Origin of the sequence: uncultured Coprobacter sp. (assembly GCF_947855755.1) — a bacterium.
GTDB lineage: Bacteria > Bacteroidota > Bacteroidia > Bacteroidales > Coprobacteraceae > Coprobacter.
The window spans coordinates 1-25,192 of the sequence record NZ_CANUAR010000010.1; the positions used below are offsets into that span (position 1 = coordinate 1).

At 39.4% G+C, this 25,192-nt stretch carries 18 protein-coding genes and 1 pseudogene; 11 read left to right on the forward strand and 8 right to left on the reverse strand.

The window, feature by feature from the left end; translation table 11 throughout:
* Positions 1–132, forward strand: a pseudogene (locus tag Q0093_RS07130) (SDR family NAD-dependent epimerase/dehydratase); the annotation flags it as partial.
* Positions 133–246: 114 nt separating this feature from the next.
* On the opposite strand, the gene Q0093_RS07135 reads toward Q0093_RS07130, so the two are convergent.
* From Q0093_RS07135 to efp, 4 genes are all read right to left on the reverse strand, one after another.
* Positions 247–2,763 (reverse strand): DUF5686 and carboxypeptidase-like regulatory domain-containing protein, encoded by a 2,517-nt coding sequence (locus tag Q0093_RS07135; RefSeq protein WP_297929396.1) that lies wholly within the window; start codon positions 2,761–2,763, stop codon positions 247–249.
* A 398-nt stretch (positions 2,764–3,161) separates the two neighbouring features.
* Positions 3,162–4,160, reverse strand: a complete 999-nt coding sequence (locus tag Q0093_RS07140; protein WP_297929311.1) for a glycosyltransferase — start codon at positions 4,158–4,160, stop codon at positions 3,162–3,164.
* Positions 4,161–4,237: 77 nt separating this feature from the next.
* Positions 4,238–4,900, reverse strand: coding sequence for a 7-cyano-7-deazaguanine synthase QueC (gene queC, locus Q0093_RS07145; protein WP_297929313.1), 663 nt, complete (start codon positions 4,898–4,900; stop codon positions 4,238–4,240).
* A gap of 309 nt (positions 4,901–5,209) precedes the next feature.
* Positions 5,210–5,773 carry an elongation factor P gene (efp, locus tag Q0093_RS07150; RefSeq protein ID WP_294176260.1) on the reverse strand — a complete coding sequence of 188 codons (564 nt, stop codon included), beginning with the start codon at positions 5,771–5,773 and terminating at the stop codon, positions 5,210–5,212.
* Between the two features lie 183 nt (positions 5,774–5,956).
* On the opposite strand from efp, the gene rpmH reads away from it, so the two are divergent.
* The 10 genes from rpmH to Q0093_RS07200 all read left to right on the forward strand — a co-directional run bounded on the left by rpmH (position 5,957) and on the right by Q0093_RS07200 (position 16,904).
* Positions 5,957–6,109 (forward strand): 50S ribosomal protein L34, encoded by a 153-nt coding sequence (gene rpmH / locus Q0093_RS07155; RefSeq protein ID WP_009318019.1) that lies wholly within the window; start codon positions 5,957–5,959, stop codon positions 6,107–6,109.
* Between the two features lie 253 nt (positions 6,110–6,362).
* Positions 6,363–7,484: a tRNA 2-thiouridine(34) synthase MnmA gene (gene mnmA, locus Q0093_RS07160; protein WP_294176262.1), complete on the forward strand. Its 1,122-nt coding sequence runs from the start codon at positions 6,363–6,365 to the stop codon at positions 7,482–7,484.
* Between the two features lie 33 nt (positions 7,485–7,517).
* The gene (gene xseA / locus Q0093_RS07165; protein WP_297929317.1) at positions 7,518–8,885 is read left to right on the forward strand and encodes an exodeoxyribonuclease VII large subunit; all 1,368 of its coding nucleotides are present in this window, start codon (positions 7,518–7,520) and stop codon (positions 8,883–8,885) included.
* 10 nt (positions 8,886–8,895) lie between these two features.
* A complete protein-coding gene (gene xseB / locus Q0093_RS07170) occupies positions 8,896–9,099 on the forward strand; it encodes an exodeoxyribonuclease VII small subunit (RefSeq protein ID WP_294176267.1) in 204 nt (67 codons plus the stop codon).
* Positions 9,100–9,195: 96 nt separating this feature from the next.
* Positions 9,196–10,713 carry a glutamate--tRNA ligase gene (gltX, locus tag Q0093_RS07175; RefSeq protein WP_297929318.1) on the forward strand — a complete coding sequence of 506 codons (1,518 nt, stop codon included), beginning with the start codon at positions 9,196–9,198 and terminating at the stop codon, positions 10,711–10,713.
* On the forward strand, positions 10,710–11,792 hold the full coding sequence (locus Q0093_RS07180) for a hypothetical protein (protein WP_297929320.1): 1,083 nt from the start codon (positions 10,710–10,712) through the stop codon (positions 11,790–11,792). The genes gltX and Q0093_RS07180 overlap by 4 nt, the downstream gene beginning before the upstream one ends.
* 50 nt (positions 11,793–11,842) lie before the next feature.
* Complete coding sequence (locus tag Q0093_RS07185) at positions 11,843–13,069, forward strand: glycosyltransferase N-terminal domain-containing protein (RefSeq protein WP_297929398.1); 1,227 nt, start codon at positions 11,843–11,845, stop codon at positions 13,067–13,069.
* Between the two features lie 325 nt (positions 13,070–13,394).
* Positions 13,395–14,402, forward strand: coding sequence for a phosphate acetyltransferase (gene pta / locus Q0093_RS07190; RefSeq protein ID WP_294176270.1), 1,008 nt, complete (start codon positions 13,395–13,397; stop codon positions 14,400–14,402).
* Between the two features lie 18 nt (positions 14,403–14,420).
* Complete coding sequence (locus Q0093_RS07195; protein ID WP_294176271.1) at positions 14,421–15,623, forward strand: acetate kinase; 1,203 nt, start codon at positions 14,421–14,423, stop codon at positions 15,621–15,623.
* Positions 15,624–15,821: 198 nt separating this feature from the next.
* A complete protein-coding gene (locus Q0093_RS07200; protein WP_297929322.1) occupies positions 15,822–16,904 on the forward strand; it encodes an aminoglycoside phosphotransferase family protein in 1,083 nt (360 codons plus the stop codon).
* A gap of 114 nt (positions 16,905–17,018) precedes the next feature.
* On the opposite strand, the gene Q0093_RS07205 is transcribed toward Q0093_RS07200, so the two are convergent.
* The 4 genes from Q0093_RS07205 to Q0093_RS07220 all read right to left on the reverse strand — a co-directional run bounded on the left by Q0093_RS07205 (position 17,019) and on the right by Q0093_RS07220 (position 25,136).
* Positions 17,019–20,210, reverse strand: coding sequence for a chondroitinase family polysaccharide lyase (locus tag Q0093_RS07205; RefSeq protein ID WP_297929323.1), 3,192 nt, complete (start codon positions 20,208–20,210; stop codon positions 17,019–17,021).
* Positions 20,211–20,298: 88 nt separating this feature from the next.
* Complete coding sequence (locus Q0093_RS07210) at positions 20,299–21,597, reverse strand: T9SS type A sorting domain-containing protein (protein WP_297929325.1); 1,299 nt, start codon at positions 21,595–21,597, stop codon at positions 20,299–20,301.
* 27 nt (positions 21,598–21,624) lie between these two features.
* Positions 21,625–22,191 (reverse strand): carbohydrate binding domain-containing protein, encoded by a 567-nt coding sequence (locus Q0093_RS07215; protein ID WP_294176279.1) that lies wholly within the window; start codon positions 22,189–22,191, stop codon positions 21,625–21,627.
* Between the two features lie 32 nt (positions 22,192–22,223).
* Entirely contained in the window at positions 22,224–25,136 is a 2,913-nt protein-coding gene (locus tag Q0093_RS07220; protein ID WP_297929327.1) for a chondroitinase family polysaccharide lyase, read from the reverse strand.
* Positions 25,137–25,192 lie beyond the last annotated feature (56 nt).

Genomic DNA, 25,192 nt, shown 5'->3' on the forward strand with positions numbered 1-25,192 from the left:
CTTCCTGCAGATGATCCCACTCAAAGAAAACCCGACATCTCTTTAGCTAAAGAGAAACTGAAATGGGAGCCGACAATTGCTTTAGAAGACGGACTAAAAGAGACTATCGAATATTTCAAACGAATCCTATAACCCGAAGAATCTACATAGTGAAATCCCGAAAACATGAAATCCTCTCAAACGGAATGAATTCATTAATTCGGGATTTTTTTATAATCGGATTCATACCGATTCAAACCAATGCCTCTAAAATGTAAATCTCATAGAGAAACGGACTCCGTGCTTATTTATATGGGGGTGATCCCGATAGGTCAGACGCCAGACATAATCAAGTCGAAGAAACTTAAAAATATTTTCTATCCCCACTCCGGCTTCCATATAAGGCATTTTTCCCATTACATAACTGCCTTCAGGAAATACAAACAATCCGTTTTCGGCTGTCAGGATATTCTTTTTGCTTAAATCCCCATACCATCCTCGGAATGTTCCAACTTCTCTCCATTGTAATTTTTTTAAGAAAGGTATCCGATTGAATATCCAACCATTGGCATAATAGGTAACATCCCACGATACATACTGGTCATTCAAAAACTCCATAGCATTCATCTGGGTAAACGATTCCGGCTGGATCGTATATGAAAGATTCGCATTCGGAATAAGCAATAACGGGAACGGAACTTTATCCCAAACTTTTCCTGCCCGTAATATCACATCGGTATAACCGAATGCAGAAAACCAAAATCGTTTCTGAAACCCGAATTCTGTACAATTATATGAATAATCACTGCCCATCACTCCTTTATGCGCAACTATATGAGATAAAGTAAAAACCGGCATATCCAATGAAACCGGATAACGATATGATTTGCTCTGATAATATTTTTCATTCGGTGCATATCGTAACCGCACCTCCAACTCTCCCATAGAATAGTCTTTCACCGGAGTATATTCTCCCTCTATCTCACTCATTTTCAGAAACGGGACAAAATTCGGCGTCGCATACTGGGTGCGATAACGTAAAATTGCCTTATAAGAAAATCCCGAGTAAAACTCACGAGTATATTCTAAACGGGCATCTCGCAAATATGTAACCCGACTATCCCTCTTACGTTTTACCGAAAGAAACACATTATCTTTATTCGTATATAAATAATGTTGTCCTAATTGATCTATATCATAATTATACGAGGCTTTCAAAGAATGTATAGGGAACTCATTCTGATGTTCCTTTTTCCGTAAAAACGAATATTCGACTTCAGCTAAATATTTCAATTTTTCATCTTTAGTTCCGTATGCCAAATAAGCTTTACCAAACCAATGCGGATTCAAATTCGCAGTAGTCATCCCGCCGACCCTAAATCGAGCACCCTCTAACGAGTTTCCGCTGATTGTCGTATTCATCGGTCCTAAATCAATAAGATTTTTCTCTTTTCGGGTCGGTATATATCCGGCAACTAAAGCGCCGATAACTTTTTCTGTATAATAAAAAGCCGGATAAGACCTCAACTGCGTCATCATTCGAGCAACAAGATTCTCCTTTCCTTGTAAAGGTTCATGCCGACGTTCTTTCCAAAAATCCTCTTTTCGCGACTCTGCTCCGTCTGCCAACTTTTCCTTTTCGGGAATACTAAATATCGACATATCTTCAGGAGGATCGAATGACTGATCTTTAAATGTAACCAATCTTCGAGCATGTATTCCACTTTTACTGTTCGATTTTAATTTAAAATCCGTAGTCAAGAAATCCCTTTGAACCAGACGTGTCCCATCAGGAGCTCGCGTATAACTCTGGTCAATTTCCATATCCTCTACAAAATTCAGATTGATATTTGTCGATAAAAGCAAACGGGCTCTTTTTACAAACCATGTAGAATCTAAAGTTACCCACATCTGCCCGACAAATCCGAAAGATTCGGAATTAGCAGGAGCAAAAGACAAAATAGCACAGGAATCCCCCTCCAAAACTACTGTATCCGCCAAATAATATTTATAGAAAGATGGTCCTATAGACGATAAAGGACTTACAAATTTATTCGTAAACAACGAAATATTATTTTTAAATAAGTCGACGTCCTTAAATGTCTCGTTCATCATCGCTTCCATACCTTGAGGAGATATAACCTCATCCATTCCCGAATGTTTTTTCCCCAGAATTATTGTTTTCTCGGTATGAGGAGATTTTCGGTAATAGACCGTCTCGAGCTTTTCCCGTTCCGAAATATTCAATACCGGTTTCCGAGAAATATCGGATGAATCTATATAAGCCGACAAGAAATCATACTTTTTCCCGGCAATTTTATTATTCTTAAAGTCATTTAAAGCAAAGGTAACCTTTTCATATCTCTCATAAGAATAATAATCATGTTGTCTTGGATCATTCTTCTCATTAGCTGCCATAACATTTTTCACAAAATCTACCGCAGGATTCCCTTTCCGTTTATACCGCTCTTTTTTCGGACGAACAACAACTTCTTTCAACTGATAGTCGGCTGGTCTCATTTGTATCTGCAAAGTCGCATTACTCCCCGACGTAAGTTTTACGGTTTTCTCAACATAACCGATAGCCGAAATAACAATTTCAGTAGACCCTGAAGGGCGCTTCAATACAAATCGACCGTCGTCATCGCTTCTCGTACCTGTTCCCGTACTTTCTACATACACGGAGGCATAGGAAACCGGTTCACCGGAAATAGAATCGGTCACATATCCCGTCACGGTCTTCTGTGCTTGTCCCGATATCCCGAACAGCAGAAAAAACAACATAACCAGATATGTGCGAATATTATCACAAAAAGATGAAAAACAAAAACCTCGAAACCTATTTAACCTTTCCATTTAAAACCATCTTTTTATCTTTTTCACCAACTCGGGCAAAGATAGAACAACAGATAGATATAAAAAAAGTTCTTTTTATCGCATTTAATAGTCCAAAAGCGACATTTTCAATAGAGATAAAAGGAGTATTTGGAAAGAATAGGCGAAATAAATATCATTTTAAACACTATGCAAATTGATTAAGATCATGCCTAAATTTTTCGACAAAAAATATATTATCACTTTTTTCGGTCTGTTCTCTCATTCATGTTCGTCACACAACCTACTACAATTCTCATCAAAATCGGGAAACGACCTCAACGAAAATCTCTCATACATTCTTTTTCTTACTTCTTCTTATACAGCCTCTCAAGTTCAGCATCCGTATCACCTGTCCTATGGAAAATAACTTTCTTAACAAATGCACTTAAAAAACCTATTCCGTACCCGCCTAACTGTACGATACTCGTCACAACCGACAATCCGGCAATACGCAGACTCCGGTTACAGATCAACGATTCGAGAAAAATTGCTAAGAAGTATGCTACTAACGGAAACAATGCCCAAACACAGAAAAAAGACGATATAATCAGCAACAATGAGCCAAGCACAAATGCCGCAGGTAAAAGATGAACGATCTTTAATGACTCCGGATGAAGCAAATACAAATCAACTCGGGCTCTCCCGAATACCGAAACCTGACGATAAAACGATCGAAAACTCACACGACGTTTATGATATACGAATGCGTCTCGGATCAATATTGTACGGAAACCGGCCTTTTGAATTCGCAAACTCAAATCTATATCTTCTCCGAACATATCTTTAAAACCGCCTACACGCTTATATACTTCTCTGGAAAAGCCCATATTGAACGTTCTCGGAGTAAACTTTTCCATACCTTTTTTCCCGCCCCGAATACCTCCCGTCGTGAAAAATGAGGTCATAGAATAACTGATCGCTTTCTGCAAATTATTAAAAGACGCATGCGCTGCATCTGGGCCGCCGAAACAATCGGCATAATCTTCATCCAACCGGGCTTTGACAATCTCAAAATAACGTTCGGGAATGATACAATCAGAATCAAAAAAAATCAAATATTCTCCCGAGGCTCTTTCCATTCCATAATTCCGAGTAAGACTACGTCCCGAATTTTCTTTGTAGAAATAACAGATATTCAGATTTTTGTCAAACTCCTGAGCTACCGTATCACACCGATTGACAGAACCATCCTCAATTAAAATAACCTCAAAATCTTTTAATGTCTGTTTGCTCAGACTTTCTAATAATTCCCGAACTTCATCCGGGCGATTATAAACCGGTATGATAATTGAAAAATACGGCATAGCATCATTATATTATGAGAAAAGACAAAGGTATGGATTTTTTAGTTTTATGTTAAAAAAAACTCCTGAAATTATTTCTATTCGTTACGATGTTTCAAATACAAATCCAAACCGTGTTTCCGCAATTTACAAGCAGGACATTCTCCGCAACCGTCTGCAGGAATACCGTTATAACACGTCAAAGTCTCATTCCGAACCAAATCGAAAACACCTAATTCATCCGATAGCTTCCACACGGCTTCTTTATCTCTCCACATTAACGGAGTATGTATTTCAAAATGCGTATCCATTGCCAAATTAAGGGAAACATTTAACGATCGGATAAAAGTATCCCGACAATCAGGATAACCGCTAAAATCAGCTTGAGACACTCCCGTCACTAAGTGATGTATTCCTTTTTGGAATGCCTTAATAGCTGCAAACGTCAAGAAAACCATGTTGCGCCCGGGTACAAATGTATTCGGATAAGAGTCTTCAGGCTTTTCTTTATCCATCACCATATTGAAATCCGTCAGAGAATTATGAGTCAACTGACCTATCAAAGAAACATCGAGAACCTCAAACGGGACTCCTGCCTCTACCGCAATTTTACGGGCTACATCTACCTCTTTCACATGTTTTTGTCCATAAACAAAACAGACTGCCTCTACCGATTCAAAACGCGACAATGCCCAAAACAGACAGGTAGTAGAATCCTGACCTCCGGAAAAACAAACTAACGCAGTTTCTTTTTTCTTCATAATTTTTATCGTTCAATCTTAAAATAAAAATAGATTATATTCTTCCGGGATTATACGGACACGAGAAAGGAGTTCTTGTTTTTAACGTGGTAGCAAGCACACGGAAGATTTTATTCAGGGCATAAAGGTATAAAATTTTCTATATACTTTTTATATAAAGGTCTGTTTTTAATTTACAGACAAAAAACGTTTAAATTTTCGATAAAGTGATACGGTCAAGTTTTTTACATTTTCCCTTTGTCTCAACAAAAAACGGTCTGAAACTTTTCAGTGCCAGACCGTCCAATAATTATTGAATCTTTCTCATACTTAACGAACACGTTCCATATATTCTCCCGTTCTCGTATCGATACGAATCGTTTCTCCCGTATTAATAAACAAAGGAACGCGGACTTCAGCACCGGTTTCTACAGTCGCCGGTTTCAAGGTATTCGTTGCAGTATCTCCCTTAATTCCCGGTTCGGTATAGGTAACTTGAAGCTCTACTTTTACCGGAAGCTCTGCAAACAATACCGTTTCGGTAGATGCATCCGAAACAACTTCTATCACCATTCCTTCTTTCAAGAAGTCAACACCGGTAATAAGAGCCTTATCAATGGTAACATCATCCCATGTTTCCTGATTCAGGAAATGATAATGATCTCCCTCATTATAAGAGAACTGGAACGGACGACGTTCTACACGAACATCCTCCAATTTCTCACCGATATTAAAACGACGGTCAAGAACGCGTCCGCTTACTACCTCTTTCAGTTTGGTACGCATGAATGTATTTCCCTTTCCGGGTTTCACATGAAGAAATTCGATACAGTAGTACAATTTACCGTCTAAACGGATGCATGTTCCGTTCTTGATGTCTTGTGCATTAATCATATTTTTATCTATTTGAAATTATTGTTCGATTATGGACATTGATTTCCGGGTACAAAAATAATCTAAATCAGAAAAAAACGCAAAAGTTTTGTCTAAAAACCATTTATCCTTTGGTTTATTAAAAAAAAGTATCTATTTTTGCAGTCCGAATTTTGAAATAATAACGATAAAAAATATACGGCAATGAAAAGAACATTTCAACCTTCAAACAGAAAAAGAAAAAACAAACACGGTTTCCGTTCAAGAATGGCTACCGCAAACGGACGTCGCGTATTAGCTGCCCGTCGTGCTAAAGGCAGAAAAAAATTGACAGTATCTGACGAATATAACGGATAAAAAATATTTTAAGGCAAGTTCCTTAAAAGGAAACTCTATTTTTAGACTTCCCTAAAAACGCAACTGATTGTTTTCGATCAGTTGCGTTTTTAATATGGCGGAGTAAAACAAAAATATTTATCTGTCAGATGATCGGAAAAAACATTTTATACCTATTTCTTTTCATCCTTTGTATATAACTTTATTAAAGAAGACTCCAAGAGTTGTTTAAAGTTTTCTATTTTTGCATATTACAATTCCATAAGGATTAAATATGGCAACAAACTTTTCTGGAAAGAAAAAAATATTAGTCGGGATGAGCGGAGGAATAGACAGCTCCGCCGTATGTATGCTGCTGCAAGACCAAGGACACGAAGTTCTGGGAATAACTCTACGAATGTGGGATATCCCTTCTCATTTTTCTACTCCCGGACAAAAAGAACCCGACCATATATTAGAAGCACGATCTTTAGCAAAAAAACTTGCCATTCCGCATTATACACTCGATGTAAGAGACGAATTCAGAAAAACGGTCGTACAATCCTTTATTGACGAATATTTACAAGCACGTACTCCTAATCCCTGTGTCATGTGCAATCTTTACTTCAAATGGAAATATCTGCTTGATGAAGCCGATCGGTTAGAATGTGATTACATCGCTACCGGACATTATGCACGCATAACCCAAAATATGAATAGGTATATTCTCGAGAAAGGTTTAGATCCCCAAAAAGACCAGTCTTATTTTCTATGGAGACTTGGACAGAAAGAACTTGCCCGAACGTTATTTCCTTTAGGGAATATCACGAAAGAAGAAATAAAAACATACGTTCTTCAAAAAGGATTCAAAGAAAAAGTCGAGAAAAAAGAGAGCATGGAGGTATGTTTCATAGAAAACGACTATCGAGATTTCCTCATGCAACAAATTCCTAATCTGAATGAAGTTGTCGGCAAAGGCTTTTTCGTCGATGAGAAAGGGAAAAAACTAGGACTGCATAAAGGCTTTCCGTTTTATACAATAGGCCAGAGAAAAGGTTTGGAAATAGCTCTCGGACATCCGGCTTATGTAATAAAAATAAATCCGTATAAGAATACGATCAGGTTGGGAAATAAAGAAGATTTGCTAACTACCGAGATGCTTGTAGAATCTCCCGTTATAAACATGCCCATCGATCAAATATCCGATAGAGAAATCCAAATACGAATCCGTTACCGGAGTCCGGCAATACGAGGGACTCTATTTCTTACAGACGACAACCACATAATCGTCAAATTTAGAGAACCGGTATCTGCCGTAACTCCGGGACAATCTGCCGTATTCTATTCCGGCAATCAAGTGATTGGCGGCGGAATAATTTCAGACCAACGCAACTTAAAAAAATATTCTCAGAAATAAAGTATAAATTGATGTTTACAAAGCTCCGATGATATGGCCATACAAAATATATCTTTATACGAACTGAATTCTCTGATTCGGGAAACACTGAACGATGGATTTCCTGAGCGGTACTGGGTCTCTGCCGAAATAAGTGAAGCAAGAGAAAACTATTCAGGACATTGTTATCTTGAATTTGCCGAAAAAGACAGTCGTTCAGGCCAAATTATCGCAAAAGCAAAAGGAATAATCTGGGCTTCGACATTCCTGATGCTGAAACCTTATTTTGAAGAACAGACCGGAGAACCATTCAGAGCCGGAATAAAGGTTTTGGTTCAGGTCAGTATAGACTTTCATGAATTATACGGGTTCACATTAACCGTACACGATATAGATCCCTCATATACATTAGGAGACATAGCTCGCCACAGAGCAGAGATTTTACGTCAGTTATCCGATGAAGGAGTGATCGATATGAATAAAGAGTTGACATGGGCTTTTCCTCCCCAACGTATTGCCGTAATATCCTCTCAGACGGCAGCAGGATATGGAGACTTTACAAATCAACTAAAGAACAACTCCGAAGGATATATTTTTTATACAGTTCTCTTTCAAGCCGTCATGCAAGGTAACCAAGCCGAATCCTCCATTATTGCAGCATTAGAAAAGATTTATGAACAAGCAGACAATTTCGACGGAGTAGTCATTATCAGAGGCGGAGGAGCAACTACCGAGTTAAGTTGTTTCGACAGTTACCTGTTAGCCCAGCACATTGCTCAATTTCCATTACCGATATTGACAGGTATCGGGCACGATCGGGATGAAACCGTTATCGACAAAGTCGCTAACATACGGGTAAAAACGCCTACTGCCGCTGCCGAATGGTTAATTTCGCAAACTCAAAAAGCCGATGAACGGCGTACTTCTCTACGCGATGCTATTGTCTTTTTACTGCAACAGCACATACATAAAAAAGAAAAATTTCTCTCCATAGTCACTCAAGAAATCCCTCGCCTGCTCGATCGACAAGTACAAGCAGAAAAAAACAGAATTCAAAAAATACAACAGACCATTATCCAAAAATCAAGAGAACAATTATTTAAGGAAAGAATCCGTATTAATAATCTCTCTATATCATTACCAAGAATCATCGAAAAATCTTTACCGCAGGAACGGTCGAACTTATATCGGCTCGAGCATTCTCTTCGCCAAGCGATTTTTTATACGATAAAAACAGAGAAACAGCATCTCGACATTCTCGGTAAAACAATAGATTTAACATCACCGGAACATATATTAAAACAGGGATATAGCCTCACTTTAAAGTCAGGGAAAGTAATTCGGAGTATTTTAGAATTACATCCGGGAGATAAAATCACAACCCTTTTCAAAGATGGAGAAAAAGAATCTACAATCATTTAAACTATAAAATATGGCTGAAAAGAAAAAACAAACTTATGCTCAGGCCATTGCCGAGTTAGAAGAAATTGTTACCAAGCTGCAGAACAATGAATGTGAAATCGACGAGCTGAAAACCTATACAGACCGGTCACTTTCTTTATTAAGGTTCTGTAAAGATAAACTGTTCGAAACAGATGAAGAAATAAAAAAAATGCTGGAAGAACTCGACTCATAATATTGGGGAATACAGTATCAACAGTCTTTTTATAATAAAGTATAGGAAATCAAAAAAAAGAGTTAATTTTGTTCCCTGATTTCAAAAAACGATACTATGTCCGAAAGAAAAGTAAGAGTACGATTTGCTCCCAGTCCCACAGGAGCGCTGCATATCGGCGGAGTGAGAACCGCCCTTTATAACTACTTGTTTGCCAAACAGCACAATGGAGATATGATTCTCCGAATCGAGGATACCGACTCTCAAAGATTTGTTCCCGGAGCTGAAGCTTACATTATAGAAGCACTCGAATGGTTGGGAATAAAATTCGATGAAGGGGTCGGTTATGGAGGCGATCATGCTCCTTACCGCCAATCGGAACGTAAAGACATTTACCGAAAATATGTAGAGCAACTTCTTTCTGACGGGAAAGCATATATAGCTTTCGATACACCAGAAGAGCTGGAGACCAAAAGAAAAGAAATCCCGAACTTTCAATATGATGCCTCGACTCGGATGCAGATGCGGAACTCCCTGACTCTTCCGAAAGAAGAAATCGACAGACTGATAGCAGAGGGGAAACAATATGTCGTACGGTTCAAAGTAGAACCCGGAGAAGATGTTCATGTTAACGATCTTATACGTGGAGAAGTTATCATCAATTCATCTATCTTAGACGATAAAGTTCTGTATAAATCGTCCGATAATCTGCCGACTTACCATCTCGCCAATATCGTCGATGACCATTTAATGGAAATTTCCCATGTCATACGTGGAGAGGAATGGTTACCATCAGCACCTTTACATGTTTTATTATACAGGGCTTTCGGATGGAAAGACACTATGCCCGCATTTGCGCATTTGTCTCTATTGCTGAAACCTGACGGAAATGGTAAACTGAGTAAACGAGACGGTGACCGTTTGGGATTCCCTGTTTTTCCGCTCGAATGGCATGATCCTAAAACCGGTGAGGTATCATCAGGCTATCGTGAAGCAGGATATCTGCCCGAAGCCGTAATAAATTTCCTTGCCCTTTTAGGATGGAATCCCGGGAACGATCAGGAAATTCTTTCTATGGACGACTTGATTAAATTGTTTTCTCTTGAAAAATGCAGTAAAAACGGAGCAAAATTCGATTTCGAAAAAGGGAAATGGTTTAATCACAAATATATACAAAATAAAAGTAACGAAGAACTTACTGAATTATTCTTGCCGATCCTACAGGAAAAAGGAATATCTGCCGATCCTGCCAAAACAGCCAAAATCATAGGATTGGTAAAAGATCGTATCTCTTTCGTCAAAGAACTTTGGGCTCAAACTTCTTATTTCTTCATTGCCCCGGAAAGTTATGAAGAGAAGTCGGTAAAAAAACGATGGAAAGAAGATACTCCTGAACGAATGAAAGAGCTGATCGAGATTCTCGAAAACATAACAGACTTTGCTTCGGAAGACACCGAAAAAATCGTATTAGGCTGGATTACCGAAAACAATTATCACATGGGTAACGTCATGAATGCATTCAGACTTGCCGTAGTAGGAGAATGCAAAGGTCCTCACATGTTCGACATCACAGCCATACTGGGAAAAGAAGAAACCATCAAACGGATAAAAAAAGCAATAGAAGTTCTCCAATGAAACACATTAAACGGAGTCTGATATTAGCCGTGTTGTCGGTCTTATCTTCAGGGATAACGGCTCAAAATATATTATGGGATGTCGACATGACCGGATTTTTCGATAACAGAGAGTACAAATATCCGGGACAAACATCTCAGACATTTTTCGGAACCAGACTCTCCCCGGAAATCGGTATAGGTGTTCTCGACAACAAACACCGAATCATGGTAGGAGGTAGCTGGATACAACCGATGGGGGCAAAAAAAGACGAGGGGTCTCTCAACTTGACAGCATATTATCATTACGAAAGCCCCAAATTCAAGATGTCCTTCGGGTCATTCGCCCGCACTCAATTGATAGAAATCCTTCCGGCATTTCTCCAATACGATTCTTTGACGATTTTCCGTCCGAATATCACGGGAGCTCTATTTCAATATATCGGGCATAAAGGATACGGAGAAATCTATATCGACTGGCGACAAATGCAAACCGAAAAACGTAGAGAAGCCTTTATTATAGTCGGAAGCGGACGTTGGCAACCCGGCATATTTTATGCCGGAGGAAATATCGTCATGAACCATCTTGCTCGTTCGAAAAATGCGACGGAAGGACAATCGGTTACCGACGACATGGTCGTGCACCCTTATGTAGGACTAAACCTGACTCGGTTTGTCTCCCCTTTAGATTCTCTGACCATTCAATGCGGATACTTACTGAGCTTAGAACGTAATCGGGGGATAGGCACTTGGCATCATCCTCAAGGCATTACAGCGGAAATTCTGGCAGAATGGCGCTTCATCGGATTAAAAAACACATTCTATACCGGAGGCAATCAACAGCCGTTTTATCCCCAATTAGGCAGTCAGCTAAATCAAGGAGATCCCTTCTATCAGGCTAAATTATATAACCGTACCGACATCTATTTCTATTTTTTCCGGAACAGATTCGTAAATTGCATGGCATCGGTCAATTTCCATACGACACGCTCTCATGTAGATCTTCAGCAACAATTGATTGTAAGGTTCAACCTAAACAACGAAAGTTGGAAAAAAAGGAATGATCCGTCAAGAAAAAACCGATTGAAAAATATTTTATAATCCCATAAAAACAAACTCCTTTCAAAGAAGTCTATTTCGTAATCATGAACATACTTTATAATTTCGGCATTTATACATATAAACAACTTGTCAACATTGCATCTTTTCGCAATCCCAAAGCACGCAAGATGAAACAGGGACATAAAGAAGTGTTTCATTATCTTGCACAAAATGCCGATCCTGAAGGAGGATATATATGGATACACGCATCTTCACTCGGTGAGTTCGAACAAGGACGTCCTATAATCGAGGCAATAAAAGCACATTATCCGGAACAAAAAATAGCCATAACCTTTTTCTCTCCATCCGGTTATGAAGTCAGGAAAAATTATCCTAAAGCAGACCTGATTTGCTATTTGCCTTTTGATCTGCCCAATAACGTCAATCGCTTTCTAAATATATTGAAACCCAAGCAGGCTATATTTATCAAATATGAATTCTGGGGAAATTATCTGAATGCTCTCGCAAAGAGAAATATTCCTACATACATCATTTCTGCGATATTCAGGCCTTCTCAAATATTTTTTAGATCTTACGGTAGTTACTTCAGAAAAATATTACAAAATTTTGAACACTTATACGTTCAAGATGAAAATTCTAAAAAGCTCCTTAAAGGCATCGGAATAACAAAAGTTTCGGTAACAGGCGATACCCGATTCGACCGCGTTCTGGAGATCCGTAGCCAAGCTAAGGAATTACCCCTTATCGAACAATTTTCAAAAGGGAATTTCACCTTGATCGCCGGAAGTTCATGGCCAAAAGACGAGGAGATCTTCATCGACTATTTCAACCGTCATCCCGAAATGAAACTTATCATCGCACCCCATGAAATACATGAAGAACATATACAATTTATTTTATCTCGCTTGAACCGGACTGCTATTCGATACACACAGGCTAATGAAAAAAACGTACAAGAGGCCGACTGCATTATCATAGACTGTTTCGGACTGCTCTCCTCCATCTATCGTTACGGGCAAGTCGCTTATGTCGGAGGAGGATTCGGTGCAGGAATACATAATGTTCCTGAAGCTGCCGTATATGGTATCCCTGTCATTTTCGGGCCTAACCACAAAAAATTTAAGGAAGCTAAAGAACTCATTATTGCTGGAGGAGGATTTAGCATATCCAAATCGGAAGACTTTAAACTTTTGATGGACAGACTTCTTGAAAATAAAGAATTTTTATCTAAAGCAGGGATTACGGCAGGACAATATATCCAAAATAACTCCGGAGCTTCAAAAAAAATATTGAAGGAACTTTATCCTGAAATATAGATTCAACGTGACATATTATTTTAGTATCCATAATCTCAAAATACCTCGAAAAATATCCTCGTCCCGGTCCAAACAAAATTTTGAACATTCCGAATTCATTTTGTATCCAAATTCAAAATACAAGACTTCATATCCTGAACTCCTGTATACCTGCATACCGATAAATTATATAAAAAAACTTAAAAGTCTCTTTTTAAACTTATTTGTCATATAGAGATATATTTTTTTATCCAAAATTGCTATCTCCATATAGCATTTTTTCGTATTTTTGCACCGTATTTTAAATGCAAATTCAAATAAATCAACTTTATACTTCCTAATAACAATGGAATTAATGAATCAAATTATTGCGCGTGCAAAAGCTGATATGCAGCGCATTGTTCTTCCAGAAGGAACTGAAGAACGGACTTTGAAAGCAGCAGATAAACTTATTGCTGACAAAGTAGCTTACATTACGTTAATCGGTAATCCTGCCGAGATCATGGCTTTAGCCGAAAAACACGGATTACAAAACATCGGAAATGCAATTATTGTAGATCCGAAAAATCATGAAAGAAAAGAAGAATATGCCAACTTATTATTCGAGCTTCGCAAAAAGAAAGGCATGACAGAAGAACAAGCCGCAAAACAAGTTGAAGATCCGCTTTTCCTTGCTGCGTTGATGATCAAAAGCGGCCATGCAGACGGAGAAGTTGCCGGAGCACAAAATACTACAGGAAATGTTTTACGTGCAGCATTTCAAATCGTAAAAACAGCTCCCGGAGTCAGTGTTGTATCAGGAGCTTTCCTAATGTTCCTGCCGAACAAGAACTACGGAGAAAACGGCATTATGGTATTCGCAGATTGTGCCGTATTACCTAATCCCAATGCTGAAGAACTCGCCCAAATAGCAGTTTCGACAGGACACACGACCCGAACTCTTGCCGGATTTGAACCTCGCATAGCCATGTTAAGCTTCTCTACCAAGGGCAGTGCAAAACATGAAATGGTAGATAAAGTAGTAGAAGCCACCCGTATCGCAAAAGAAATGGATTCTTCATTAAAAATCGACGGAGAATTACAAGCCGATGCAGCGATCGTTCCTGCAGTAGGAATGTCTAAAGCTCCGGGTAGCGAGATAGCAGGAAATGCCAATGTACTGGTATTCCCATCTTTAGAAACGGGGAATATTACCTATAAACTCGTACAACGTCTTGCCGGAGCAGAAGCTGTCGGACCAATACTTCAAGGTATTGCCGCACCGATCAACGACCTGTCTCGCGGATGTTCTGTCGAAGACATTTACAAAATGGTTGCTATTACAGCCAATCAAGCTATCGGAATGAAAAAATAACCTATTAAATCAAAGGCAATGAAAGTTTTAGTACTGAACTGCGGTTCATCATCCATTAAATACAAGCTATTCGATACCCAAACTAAAAATATTCTCGCTCAAGGAGGGATCGAGAAAATAGGACTAAAAGGTTCTTTTTTAAAATTCACACTTCCTTCCGGAGAAAAAGTGATTCTTGAAAAAGACATTCCTGAACACACAATAGGTATTGAATTTATATTGGAGACTCTCTCCGGGGCAAAATACGGCTGTATAAAATCGCTCGATGAAATTGAAGCTGTCGGTCACCGAGTAGTACACGGTGGAGAAAAATTCAACCAATCGGTACTGATCGATAAAGAAGTTAAAGCAAAGATCATCGAATGCATAGACATCGCTCCATTGCACAATCCGGCGAATCTCAAAGGTATCGATGCAGTAGAAAAGATTCTTCCCAAAGTTCCTCAAGTAGCGGTTTTCGACACAGCATTCCATCAAACCATGCCTAAGCATGCATATATGTACGCTCTTCCGTACGAGATGTATGAAAAATACGGTATCCGACGCTATGGATTCCACGGGACCAGTCACCGTTACGTATCCCGTCGAGCATGTGAATTTTTAGGAGTTCCTTATGAAAAACAACGCATTATAACCTGCCATATCGGTAATGGAGGGTCTATTACAGCAATTAAAGACGGTAAATCGATAGATACGTCTATGGGACTTACTCCGGTAGAAGGCTTGATGATGGGAACACGATGCGGAGATGTAGACGCCGGAGCTCTATCTTTCATTATGGAAAAGGAAAATCTCGATGCACATGGGTTGTCTACGCTGGTCAACAAAAAAAGCGGTGTAATGGGAATATCCGGCGTTTCATCCGATATGCGTGAAATAGAGGCTGCAATAGCTCAGGGTAATGAACGAGCAAAACTTGCTTTACAAATGTACGATTATCGAATTGCCAAATATATAGGAGCTTATACGGCAGTGTTAGGTGGAGTAGACATTATCGTATTCACGGGAGGTGTCGGAGAGAACCAAACCGTAACTCGTGCAACAGTGTGCCGCCAACTCGAATTTATGGGTGTAAAAATCAATGAAGAACTGAATAGTACCATACACGGCAAAGAGGCAGATTTATCAGCCCCAGAATCGAAAGTAAAAGTCGTTGTAATTCCTACAGACGAAGAATATATGATCGCATCCGATACACAAGCAATTCTCTCAAACCGTTAATTATAAAAACTACTGTAAAAAAACTGTGGCTTTTTACAAAGTCACAGTTTTTTATTCTCTTTACTCTCATCAATAGCAAGATCGAGATCAAATTTTTTCGAGATCCGATAACAATATATTGACTGAAAACTTTGGATTTTCAGCATTTTATCCTTAATTTGCAAGTCATATTTATAATCCAAATACAAATAATATATCATGACTAACCTGACCGAAATTGTGGACAAATTCCGTATTGACGGTATTGTAAAAAGTATTGATCCCTTAGGAAGCGGATTAATTAACGATACTTATAAAATAACGACACAATCGTCTGACACGGACGATTACGTTCTTCAACGGATCAACCATGCTATTTTTAAAGATGTAGATCTTTTACAAAAAAACATTGTTGCAATAACCGACCATATCCGCAAAAAACTGATCGAGAAAGGAGAAACGGACATTAAACGTAAAGCTCTACAAGTTATTCCGACTAAGGATGGAAAACTGTATTATTTCGACGGAAACAACTATTGGAGAATTACGGTATTAATTCCTCAATCAAAAACTTATGAAACCGTAAATCCTGAATTTTCCTATTATACAGGTAAAGCATTCGGAGAATTTCAAGCAATGCTCGTCGATCTTCCTGAAACTTTAGGCGAAACAATCCCAAAATTCCATAATATGGAATTTAGACTTGAAAGTTTCAAGGAAGCCATCGCTTCAAATAAATCGGGTCGTTTGGAAAAAGTTCAATGGATGGTAGACGAACTGCTGAAACGAAGTGATGAAATGTGCAAGGCAGAACGTCTTTACAGAGAAGGGAAACTTCCCAAAAGAATTACTCATTGCGATACGAAAGTCAATAACATGTTGTTCGACGAAAATGGGAAAGTACTCTGCGTCATCGATCTTGACACTACGATGCCGGGATTTGTACTGTCTGACTTCGGAGACTTCATCCGTACTGCCGGGAACATGGGTAAAGAAGATGACAAAAATCTGGACAACGTAAATCTCAACATGGACATCTTCAGATCTTTTGCAAAAGGATATATCGAGAGTGCCCGATCATTTTTAGTCCCGATAGAAATAGAGAACCTTCCGTACGGAGCTAAACTGCTCACTTATATGCAGACCGTACGTTTCCTCACCGATTATATCGACGGCGACTGTTACTATAAAATTCAATATCCTGAACATAACTGGCAACGGTCTCAAGCCCAATTCAAACTTCTGCAAAGTATCGAAGAACACGAGAAAGAGATGCAAAATTACATTCAAAGTCTGATTTAATTTTTATAATCAAATACACAAAACAAAAGAGAGCCGCTTTTTTCCAAAAACGGCTCTCTATCAAGTACGGGTTGAAACAATACCCCAATCTCAACCATTTCCCGTACTATTCTTCTATAACATCACTTTGTGACGCACATTTCCTCCGGGAGTTTCGACCGATACAATATAACAACCTTCCGGTAATTCAAAATAACGAATTCCGGCATTTTTTTCCGTTTCTTCTATCATCCGACCTTGCAGGGTATATATCCGAATTCGGGCGGCGTCACTATTCACACACAATTTCCCATTTGAACCGAATACCCGGATACTCCGGAGTTCAGTCTTATCATTAGCTGAAAGAGCTTCATTTTCTAATCTGAAAGTAACCGGAATACCATATTGGCAAGTAATTTCCAATCGGGTATTACCTTCTGTCGAAGCCGACATTACAGATACTTTATCATTATCCCCAACCAAAGACCACTCTCCTTTCAGCTCAAATACATGAGTCACCGGACGACTCGGATCAGAAGTCGTATAATCGATAGTCTCTATATTAAGATTAGGATCGCATATACTCATATCAACTTGTCCATCCACATCAGGAGTTCCGATCATGGCCATAACTTCACCGGTTGCATTTGCAATATAGTCATCATTATCGAGAGTCGTTTCTTCAAAAAACGCATAGCCTGTCACACCTGTTTCACGGTCATATACAATATGAGCCTTATCGTCTTTACGAAGAAGATCATAAGGTTGATAACCTTCAGCTTTTAATGCAGCTATTTCTGAATCATCCGGTTGTACTGTAATCAAATACTCATAGGAGGCATCTGAAGGCGCTGCTCCATGATCGATATATGCAGAGGCGAATTTCCCTTCGGTCGCAGCTTTGGTCTTATTATTTACAGAAGTTTGTAAACCCTTAGTAACAACAACTTTTAGCGCTTCCTTTACCTGATAATAATTACCTGTCTGATCCTTAAAAACCATTCCGTTCGCATTTTGTACCGTAGTATTGATCGTCGCATCCGTCGAAACGGTATTATTCCATTCGACCGCTTCATCATCACTTAAAATAGCATGTTGAAAAAGAGTCGTCTCCGTATTGGAAGCACTTTCGGAATTCGTTATTCCCGTCCCGATACATACGATACGATTATCGAAACAAAAAGCCGATTTACGAGCAGTAAAATCGGATGTAAAGTTTTTATGTGACGGTTCTTTCAACTTAATGACAAACATACCGGAAGTCCCATTCAAGTTATTACTTCCCGAAAATGTTTCATTTTGCTTTAATGTCGCATCGGTATATGGGGAATTCAGAGCCGACCAACTCTTATGGATCGTAGTTGTTCCCGGCAACCGATTCCAATCCCACCCGTCTTCCAGAAAACGACTGTCCGCCTCGGTTACAGGATCTCCGCTATCCAAAATTTGTATCGATCCGTAACTCTGATAACGACCATAACGATTATTAGAATAATATATTTCCGTACCCCAGACATACCGGTTAAAGCCTTTCAAGGAAACCATCCATTTTCCTCCTCTAAATACCCCTTGAGCCGCATGATTATAAGTAAAGAAGCCCTGCATAGGATCGGCCTTTTCTATTCCCAGTGCCGTAAATTTCTTTTTCATATTATTCATGGCGGTAGTAGCTGTAGCCGTCTCATAAATGCGTAAAAAATTAGAAGCGAGATCTTTATCGACAGTTTCTCCATCTACCGCCAAATAGGCAAACGCATTGATATTTTTCGATTTTATAGAACACTCGTTCGGATTAAACGGATGTCGCCCGCAAACACCTATTCCCCATTCTTTCACATTGCAATAAGAAGCCATCGCCATAAATGCCTGCTTTAATATAGCCCGAGCCGAAGCATCCAATGTAAAAGATGTACCGTTCACATAATTGGCATAATCGCCCAATATACCAAAAGCGGAAGAGGCGTAATCGGGATAATGAGCTCCATGGTGGAATGCAGTTCCGTCCGGTTTAATACCTCCGATAGTTCCGGGTGTATAACATATCGATCCGTTAGTCCATTCAGACAAACCCTTAACAGCTCGGAATCGCTCGGTCTCATCCTCGATCATCAATGCCGCATAAAGTCTCGGCAAATGCAAAGTGTACCAAGTATCGACCAACTCATCCCGATTTATATCATAAGGCTGACGGGTCTCTGCCAATCCACTCCAATATTGAATTAATTGCAAAGCCTCATCCCAACGATTTTCAGACTTAAGATAATCTTTCATCATCCACACGGCTTTAGGCATATCCCGGTTAAAATAACCGAAATGGTGATTTGTCCCCATACCACTTCCATAAGCATACCCTTGATCCAAAGCATAATCGAACACCAACATAAAATTCTCGGCTGCCGATGAATTTCCATTAAAGTAATAATCCATAGCAAAACCGAGCATCATATCATTCACATCCTGACACCCGATATCTCCGGACTCTTTTTCCTGATCTGTGTACAAAGGTTTTCCCGAAATAAAACCGGTAGAAATATCCCGTTTAATCCCAGCAGCAGAAAGTTTCGAAGAAGCATTCGCAATAGTAGTATTGTTCACCTTACCGAATAAAGCCGTTTGTACCGTAGTAGTCATCTCACGCAATTCTGCCAACTCCGATGTCGTAGGAACAAGACCTTTCAATTCATCTGAATATAAAAACTGCTCCCATTCCCACAAACGTCCCCAATGCCAAAAATCACGGATAAGGAAACGATTATTTCTCGGAATTTGGGCATCCGGAGTAGCTTGTTTGTTTATGTTACTCGAAAAGTCCCAACGGTCAAAATAGAGCGTACCACTTTCTACCCCTTCCGGAGCTTTTATCGTCAATTCGTCAATATCTTGTTGCGTCGGTTGCACGTCATCCGATTCTCCGGGTACCCACATATCCGAAAAGGCTATCCAACAAGCACGCCAACCTGTAAAATTTAAATTAAAGTCAAATGTATATACCCGTACCGTTTTATTCCTAAAAATAAATTGTAACGATTTTCCGGGCATCGCTTTCGGAGAATAGATCCACATCCGTAAACCTCCCCGATTACTGAATGCATTAATCGCATACGGAATATTTACCTCATCATTTACTCGGAAAAGTGCTCCGGTATCCGTCCAATCCCAACGAAGAGATTTTGTTCCCATCTTGGCATGGTCGGACGAAACAGATAACGTTCCTTTTTGTATATCGTTGATGGTTGCCGGAACCACTCCGTCCTCAAAGTCGTATTGTATCCCATAAACAGATACGGAGAATATAAAAACAAAAAACGAAATGAATATTTTTTTCATGAGTAAGGGGTGTTTTTACGGTTAGAAAGAAAAGTACGGGTAATCCAATCGGATTACCCGTGCCATTAAGCAAATACAAAATAATCAATTAACGGATAATCACTTTCTCTGAAACGGATTTTCCGTTTGTAATCACCTGAATAATATAAGATCCTTTTTTCAAGTCGATACTCGTATTACCTTCTGAAATCTGTTTATTTCCGAGCAATGAACCGCTAACCATATCATAAATATTTACGGTTGCAGCAGTAGCAGACAAAACAGAAACTTGCGTACCGGTAGCAATCACCTTAACGCCGGATTTATCGGTTACAGCAGGAGTTGATATTCCTGAAGTCGGATCATTTTCTGCAAACATGACAATATCGTCGATCCAAAACGTCTTTCCGGTAGTATTACAACTGAATGCAAAGTAAGGATCTATCATATTTTCCGTACCTTCAAAAACAAATGTATACGGAGTCCATTCGGTAGTCAGTGTCGCCATAGGTGTTCCTTCTTTAGGAGATTTTTTATCTTCAGCAAGATAAGAACCTAAACCTAAAGCCGTAGATTCTTTTTCCCCGTCATAGAATAAACCGTAAACGGTCTCTCCACCTTCCGCACCTTTCGCCCAAAAACGAACGGTTACTTTATTATCCGTAGTTTTCAGATAAGCTACAGGTGCTTGAGAGCGGCACTGATAAAATTCTTTTTCAAGGTCTGGAGCAGGTGTATATTTCCCAGATTTAATACCGCCATGAACATTTCCTTCAGCATCATCTTGGGCCCAATCCATTCCTCCGTTTTTACTCCAATTATAAGTCGTCTCAAATCCCGGGTTTCCTAAATAAGTCGGGGTCAGAAAAACATTATCGATATACCATTCTGCCGAATTTGCTGAAAATCCGAATGCAAGTATGGCATCATCCACAGCCTCAGACAAAGTAATATCAAATCTCAAAGTCATAAGAGTTACCCCCGTGCTTGTATTGATCTTCTGTGCAGCAGGAAGATACACGTTATTTGCTGTTGTGGTAGCCCCATCTGCAGACAGATCGACGCCTTTCAATATACCGACACTGAAAGTCCTTGTTTCAGCAGTATTCACGGCACAAATATCAAGTGTCAACGTATATTTTTGAGCTGCCAAAGATGGTAAAGAGGTATAGACTCCACCATTAAAACGATTTTTTAAATTAGTATCGGTAGTATTATCCCCTGCGCCATTACTTTTCACATGAAGAATACCGTCCGATACCTCGCAAGTCGCCACGGATCCACCATTCCGTGAATATTGTGTCCAACCTGTCATATCGGTATCGAACATACTGTTCGAAATCAAATTTTGAGCAGACATGTTCATCCCGAACAAGACAGCTGCCGTAATCAGTAAAATTCTTTTCATAATTATGAGGTATTAAAAAGTAAGTAATTATTTAATCTTGGTCAAAGTCACTTCATCGATAAAAAAATCGATATTCGGTTCTTCCAGAGTGATCAGAAAACGGGCATTATCCACACCTTCCTGATCATCGGTAATAGTAAATTTCTGAGTAAATTGTTGCCATTCGGTAGTCACTTTTTTCTTAGGAGACCATGGCGATTTAAAATCTCCCAAATAAGGTGCTGTAGAAGGTTTTATCATCACTCGCAAACTCGTACGCTCTGCTGCATTTTTAGAAGCCTTCGCATAAAAAGTTATTTCATACTGGCCCGGTTCTAAAGACAAATTTTGATAGATATAATTGTCCCAAACCGGTTTCTCGCACTTATTTACGGTAACTTTCAGACCCTTTCCCTTGAACCCTTCACATTCCGAAGTTTCTATTCCTCCTCGTTGAGCTTGATAATAAGCCAACCATTTACCTTGTGTATTTTTCTGTCCGGTAACTACTGCCGGAATACCATCTTCAAATCCGCCGTTTTCCAACAGATTTTCTTGAGCGAAAGCCGTAAGTCCGAAACACAGACTCAACAGGCAAAATAGCATTTTTTTCATTGTCATTCTTTTTAAGATTAGTATTTCGTTGTTTATTGGGCTATCAACTTGAATTCCACCGGACGACCATCGATACAAGTAGCAGTCAGGCGAGTATTCCCGTTTTCTTGTTTTATAACGACCTCATCATTATCCGATACATTCTTCCATTTCCCTTTTAGAAGAACACTCTTTATAAGCGGTCGTGAAGGTTTTGCCGTCGTATAAGTCTTCTCTTCCAAATTCAGATTCGGATCGCAAATACTCATCACCAAAGTCTTTTTATCTGTCGGACGCAAAAGAATCAATGTTTCGGCATCAGAGGCAAGCAAATAATCGTCCTTTATATTGTCCAAAGTTTCAAACATAACATACCCCACCGTACCACTCGGAATGTCTTTTACAATATGTGCATAATAATCTTTTCGAAGTATCTGATAAGGCAATCCTTCTTCCGATGTTATTTCTTTTGCTTGTTCGGGAGTCGGCTGTACCAATACCATATACTCGTATCCGGCATTATCAGGAGATACACCGTGATTCAGGTAAGCTGTTACGAACTTACCTTCGGTTTCCGACTTCTGCTTGTTGTCCATGGATTTTTGTTTTTGCCTTAAAATGCGCAAGTCTTGCCCGGCAGCAATCCGGTAATAATTACCTTTTGTATCGGATAAAAGTACAGATGATTTTTCTGAAATCGTTTTTTCTATCGGAAGACCGACAATTGTATCCGAACCGAGCAATATAGGTTCGGAATTTCTTTTCAATGCCAGTTGAAACAACGTGGTTTCCGTCGGATATTCTTTATTATTATTAGAGATATTCGATCCTAAGCATACCAAACGGTTTTCAAAGCAAAAGACTGACTTTCGGGCTACGAATCCGGGTGTAAAATTTTTCCGATCTTTCTCTTTCAGCTTAAAGACAAATACTCCTTGTTTCCCTTCCAAAGATGACGCTCCTGAAAAATTTTCTTCAGATCGTTCCATTAACGTTCCTTGAAGGGGATTTTCCAATTTATCAAAAGGTAAATGAATCGTCGTTGTTCCCGGTACTCGATTCCAGTCCCATCCATCTTCTACAAACCCACTGGCAAAGTTATTGACCGGACGACCTGAAGCCAAAATCTGTACCGACCCATAACTCTGATAACGACCGTAACGATTGTCTTTTGCATATATTTCGGAACACCAAACATCAGTATTATATCCCTTTAACGTCACCATCCAATTTCCAAAACGATGTATTCCCAGAGCTCCATAATTATAAACAAAAAAGCCCTGTGACGACGAAGCTGCTTTAATGCCAGCTTGTTCAAATTTTCTCTTATATGGAGACGAGGTCCTGTTTAGTCTCAAATAATCTGCAGCCAGCTCTTCATCGATTTTATTCCCCGATCCGGTAAGGTCTCCTCTATCTGCCAACAAAGCAAAAGCTTGTACTGCATCATTCGAAATCGATCCGTCAAAAGGATGTCGTCCGGCTATACCCAGTCCCCAATCTTTTAAATTACAGTAATTCCGCATTGTTTGCAATGCAAGCTTTACATTACGAGCTGCATCATCAGAAATAGTAAACTCTGTATGGTTTGTCAGCTCAAGATATTTTCCGATAGTAGCAAAAGCACCGATCGAATATGCCGGATATAAACCTCCATGATGAAAAGTCGTACCGTCAACTTTAATCCCGCCTATCGTTCCGGGAGTGAAACCCAAAGATCCGCTTACCCAACGGCTCAAAGCTTTCATACTACGAACCTGTTCCCTCATATCCGGTTGAATAAGAGCGCTTATTACTTTCGCTGTCAATAATGTATTCCACGAATCAAGTAATTCGTCTCTTCCATACTGGTAAGGAATCCGTGTTTCTGCTAATCCGCTCCAATACGCTAATGTCCGACGAATATCCTTGTTCAAAGGAGTTTCCTCCTTTAATAAATCACGCATCATCCATGCGGCTTTATAAATATCCCGAATCTGGTATCCGTAATGGTGATTAGTTCCCAAACCGCTCCCGAAAGCAAAACCTTGCTGCATTGCATATTCGAATACGTCGAAGAAAGCTTGTTTCGATTCTTCATTTTTGTTGTAATACCAATCTCCGGCAAAACCGAATAACATGGTTTCCAGATCAGACAAGCCGATCTCCCCTGCTTTCTTATTCAACTCATCATTAGAAACCAGCGGAGCTCCTGTTATTTTTCCGTCAACCCTATGGATATTGGCTTTCTCCGCAATGGATAAAGCCCGGGTAGCATTGCCTTTTCCGGTTTCCGGAGCTACCTGATCCGTCAATCGCCGGGAGAGCAACTCTATATCTTGTCTCTGTGATGAACCGACAGACGCTAAAGGCAGATCATATTCATAATGTTCCCATTCATACAATCGAGCCCAATGCCAAAGAGTACGAGACAGTTTTGTATTATTCAAAGGAGTCTGATAATCCGGAGTCGCTTGATGATGAACTCCTTTTGCAGGAAATTCGACCCGGTCGAGTAAAAGAGTTCCCGATTTTAAATTTTCAGGTGTAGTCATCGTCCAACGTACCAACTCTTTATTTTTATGATCTCCCTGCATATTCTCAAAGCTGATCCAACAAGCTCGCCACCCGGAAAATCCGAGATAATAATCGAACCAATAAGGAATCGATCCATCGGCTGCAACAAAAGATATTCGCAACGCAGCATCCACAGGTTCATCATTATACACCCACATCGTCAATCCGCCTTTACGAGTTCCGACAGCCTTTTGCAACAATGAAGGATTATCAATAGTCAATACAGAAGGAGAAGACCACTGCCATTGAAGAGAAGCAGTTCCCTCTTTTACAAAATCCTTATTCAAAGATAATTTAGCCGAAGTTGCAGAAATATATTCCGGAATAGAAACATTCCAGTCGATTTTTTGAGAGTATCCGTTATAAGAAAACAGAACAATCAGAAGCAAGGCCAACCATTTTATTTTCATAGAGAGTGTTTTTCGTTTGATGCAAATATCTTTATTAAAGATGAAAACCCGAAATG